Annotated in this window: 2 protein-coding genes; both read left to right on the top strand. The window is 67.2% G+C overall.

What is annotated here, in order from left to right:
* Positions 1-131 (top strand): ribosomal protein L7/L12 (locus tag Q4A20_RS14860; protein ID WP_303124164.1); only part of this gene is annotated, 131 nt, incomplete at its 5' end.
* Positions 132-776: 645 nt separating this feature from the next.
* A complete protein-coding gene (rpoB, locus tag Q4A20_RS14855; protein ID WP_303124162.1) occupies positions 777-4295 on the top strand; it encodes a DNA-directed RNA polymerase subunit beta in 3519 nt (1172 codons plus the stop codon).
* The last annotated feature ends 169 nt before the right edge of the window (positions 4296-4464 follow it).

Here is a 4464-nt window from a genome sequence, read left to right as displayed (position 1 = left end):
TCGGCCTGAAGGAGGCCAAGGACCTCGTCGAGGCCGCCCCCAAGGCCGTCCTCGAGGGCGCCGCCAAGGACGCCGCCGACAAGGCCAAGGCACAGCTCGAGGGCGCCGGCGCCACCGTCACCCTCAAGTGAGCCCGTTCCCGGCGCCGTCGGCACGTTATCGACCGGCCGGGAGGCTCTGAATTTCAACGTCGCCCCGACCACCGTGAGTGGTCGGGGCGACGCCGTTGCTTAGGTTGAGGGGCGGCTCCTGAAGACCGGGGTAGACCCTTCAGCGCCTGGGCGGGCTCGCCGAAGAACTGCTCCGAGAGCGTGTTGCCGGGGCGGGATGAGTCGTGAGTCGGTCTCACCCGGTCCAACGGGGGTGCCGCGGCCGCGTACGCAGCCCCACAAGCGATCGCTGGCGCCCGTCCATTTGTGCAATAGCGCGAACATGCGGATCCGGCGCCGGGCGCCACTTCCACCGATCTGGACTGTCACTTCTACCGATCCGGGTGCGGGGGGGAGGAGCATGTGGGGATCGGGGCAGCGTGCGGGGATCGGGGCAGTATGCGGGATTGTGGCAGGAATCGCAAGGTGGAACGCCGCCGCCGCGTGGATCGGGGCGGGGTGGGCGTGTAGGCTAGACCTTCGCGTACCTTGTGTGTACTGGCTTCAGCGGCAGTGCCCGCCAGCCGGCCCGACCGGCCGGCAAAACCCGAGAGGGGAGGCGGACGGGCCGCAGGGACTGCACCGCAGGTGCGCAGAGTGATCCCCGAGATGAGGGAAGGATCCCCTTTGGCTGCCTCGCGCACCTCTGCACCAACCGCCGCTGAAATCGCCGCGCGCACCGCGTCGCGTCGAATCAATTTCGCCAAGATCTCCGAGCCGATGCAGGCTCCGAACCTTCTCGGCCTGCAGACCGAGAGCTTCGACTGGCTCGTGGGCAATGAGAAGTGGCGCGCCCGGGTGGACGCCGCCAACGCCGCCCAGCCGGGTTCGCTGCCGGAGACCTCCGGGCTGGAGGAGATCTTCGATGAGATCTCACCGATCGAGGACTTCGGCGAGACCATGGCTCTGTCCTTCCACGACCACCGCTTCGAGGAGCCGAAGTACACGGCCGAGGAGTGCCAGGAGAAGGACCTGACGTACTCCGCGCCGCTGTACGTGGTCGCGGACTTCGAGAACTTCACCACCGGTGAGATCAAGTCCCAGACGGTCTTCATGGGTGACTTCCCGCTCATGACCGATAAGGGCACGTTCATCGTCAACGGCTCTGAGCGCGTCGTCGTCTCCCAGCTGGTCCGCTCCCCGGGTGTGTACTTCGAGCGCACCACCGAGAAGGCCTCTGACAAGTACGTCTACAACGTCAAGTTCATCCCCTCGCGCGGTGCCTGGCTGGAGTTCGAGGTGGACAAGAACGACCGTGTGGCGGTGCGCATCGACCGCAAGCGCAAGCAGGACATCACGGTGTTCCTGCTGGCCCTGGGGCTGGACGAGGCCGAGATCCGCGAGGAGTTCAAGGACTACCCGGCGCTGACCACCGCCCTGGACGAGGACCGCAAGATCGCCAGCCAGGACGAGGCGCTGCTGGACATCTACAAGAAGATCCGCCCCGGTGAGCCGCCCAGCGTGGAGGCCGGCCGCACTCTGCTGGAGAACTTCTACTTCAACGCCAAGCGCTACGATCTGGCCAAGGTCGGCCGCTACAAGATCAACAAGAAGCTCGGCCTGGCGGCCGACCTGAACGAGTCGGTGCTGCGCATTGAGGACGTCGTCGCCGCCATCAAGTATCTGCTCGCTCTGCACGCCGGCGCCGAGACCGTTGAGGGTGTGCGCGACGGGGAGATCGTTGACATCGCCGTCGAGTTCGATGACATCGACCACCTGGGCAACCGGCGCATCCGCGCCGTCGGCGAGCTCATCCAGGCGCAGGTGCGCACCGGTATGAGCCGCATGGAGCGGCAGGTGCGTGAGCGCATGACCACCCAGGACGTCGAGGCCATCACCCCGAACACTCTGATCAACATCCGGCCTGTCACGGCCGCGATTAAGGAGTTCTTCGGCACCAGCCAGCTGTCCCAGTTCATGGACCAGAACAACCCGCTGGCGGGCCTGACCCACAAGCGGCGTCTGTCCGCACTCGGACCCGGCGGCCTGTCGCGCGAGCGCGCCTCCATGGAGGTGCGCGACGTGCACACCTCCCACTACGGACGCATGTGTCCCATCGAGTCCCCCGAGGGGCCGAACATCGGTCTGATCGGCTCGCTGGCCACCTTCGGGCGCATCAACCCCTTCGGCTTCATCGAGACCCCCTACCGGGTGGTGCGCGACGGTCAAGTCACCGACGAGACCCACTACCTCACCGCCGACGACGAGGACCGTCACATCATCGCTCAGGCCAACGTCGAGCTCACCGACGATCTACACTTCGCCGATGACCACGTGCTGTGCCGCGTAACCGGGGGTGAGCCGGCCCTGGTGCCGGCCTCCCAGGTGGACCTCATGGACGTCTCCCCGCGGCAGATGGTCTCCGTGGGCACCTCGTTGATCCCCTTCCTCGAGCACGACGACGCCAACCGCGCACTGATGGGCGCCAACATGCAGCGGCAGGCCGTGCCGCTGATCCGCCCCGACGCCCCGCTGGTGGGCACCGGCATGGAGCGGCGCACCGCTGTCGACGCCGGTGACGTGCTGGTCGCCTCCAAGGGCGGTGTGGTCACCGAGGTGTGCGCCGACTTCGTGCGCGTGGCCAACGACGACGGCACCGAGACCGTCTACAAGGCGGCCAAGTTCCGCCGCTCCAACCAGGGCAACTGCTACAACCAGCGGGTGGTCGCCTCCGAGGGCGAGCGCGTGGAGGTCGGCAGCGTCCTGGCAGACGGCCCGGCCACCGCCGACGGCGACCTGGCGCTGGGCCAGAACCTCCTGGTCGCCTTCATGACCTGGGAGGGGCTGAACTACGAGGATGCCATCATCATCTCCCAGCGTGTAGTCGCCGAGGACGTGCTCACTTCGATCCACATCGAGGAGCACGAGGTCGACGCCCGCGACACCAAGCTCGGTGCCGAGGAGATCACCCGTGACATCCCCAACGTCTCCGAGGAGGCGCTGGCCAACCTGGATGAGCGCGGCATCATCCGCATCGGCGCCGAAGTCCGCTCCGGCGACATCCTGGTGGGCAAGGTCACCCCGAAGGGTGAGACGGAGCTGACCAGTGAGGAGCGGCTGCTGCGCGCGATCTTCGGGGAGAAGGCCCGCGAGGTGCGCGACACCTCTCTGCGCGTGCCCCACGGCGAGTACGGCATCGTCACCGGTGTGCGCGAGTTCGATGCCGCCTCCGAGGACGCCGAGCTGCCCGCCGGCGTCAACCGGATGGTGCGGGTATACATCGCCCAGCGGCGCAAGATCACGGTGGGTGACAAGCTCTCGGGCCGCCACGGCAACAAGGGCGTCATCTCAAAGATCCTGCCCGTGGAGGACATGCCCTTCCTCGCCGACGGCACCCCGGTGGACGTCATTCTCAACCCGCTGGGTGTGCCCAGCCGTATGAACGTCGGTCAGGTGCTTGAGCTGCACCTGGGCTGGGTGGCCTCCCGCGGTTGGGATGCGGCCGCCGCCCGCGAGGCCGGCGAGGAGTGGGCGCAGCGCCTGCCCGACAACGGTGTGTCCGCCCAGCCGGGCACCCCCGTGGCCACCCCGGTGTTCGACGGCGTGCGTGACGACGAGCTCATGGGTCTGCTCGACTCGACCCTGCCCAGCCCGGACGGCCTGCAGCTGATGCAGTCCAACGGCAAGGCGCGACTGTTCGACGGGCGGTCCGGAGAACCCTTCCCGTACCCGATCTCGGTCGGCTACATGTACATCCTCAAGCTCCACCACCTGGTCGATGACAAGATCCACGCCCGCTCGACCGGCCCGTACTCGATGATCACCCAGCAGCCGCTGGGCGGTAAGGCTCAGTTCGGTGGCCAGCGCTTCGGCGAGATGGAGGTGTGGGCCATGGAGGCATACGGCGCCGCCCACGCACTCCAGGAACTGCTCACCGTCAAATCTGACGACGTCAACGGACGCGTCAAGGTTTATGAGTCCATCGTCAAGGGGGAGGACATCCCCGAACCCGGCATCCCCGAGTCCTTCAAGGTGCTCATGAAGGAGATGCAGTCCTTGTGCCTGAACGTGGAGGCCCTGGACGCCGCGGGCAATGTCATCGGCCTGGATGACACCGACGACGACGGCCGCCGCGCCTCCGAGGAACTCGGCTTCGACCTGGGGCGCCGTCCCAGCGGCGGAGCCGTGGCGGTGGACGAGATCTGACCCCAACGCCCCGGGAGGACGCCGATCGGCATCCTCCCGGGGCCAACGGGCCCGGTGCCGCCGTGGAACCACGGCACCGGGACCCCCTAAGCCTTTTGAGCTGACCACTCTGATTCGGAAGTAGGAACTGTGCTCGACGCCAACGTGTTCGACAGGATCCAGCTCGGCC

This window comes from Actinomyces sp. (genome assembly GCF_030530635.1).
Lineage (GTDB): Bacteria > Actinomycetota > Actinomycetes > Actinomycetales > Actinomycetaceae > Actinomyces.
The sequence above is the reverse complement of the archived record's forward strand: the minus strand, read 5'-3'. Positions and strand labels throughout refer to the sequence as shown.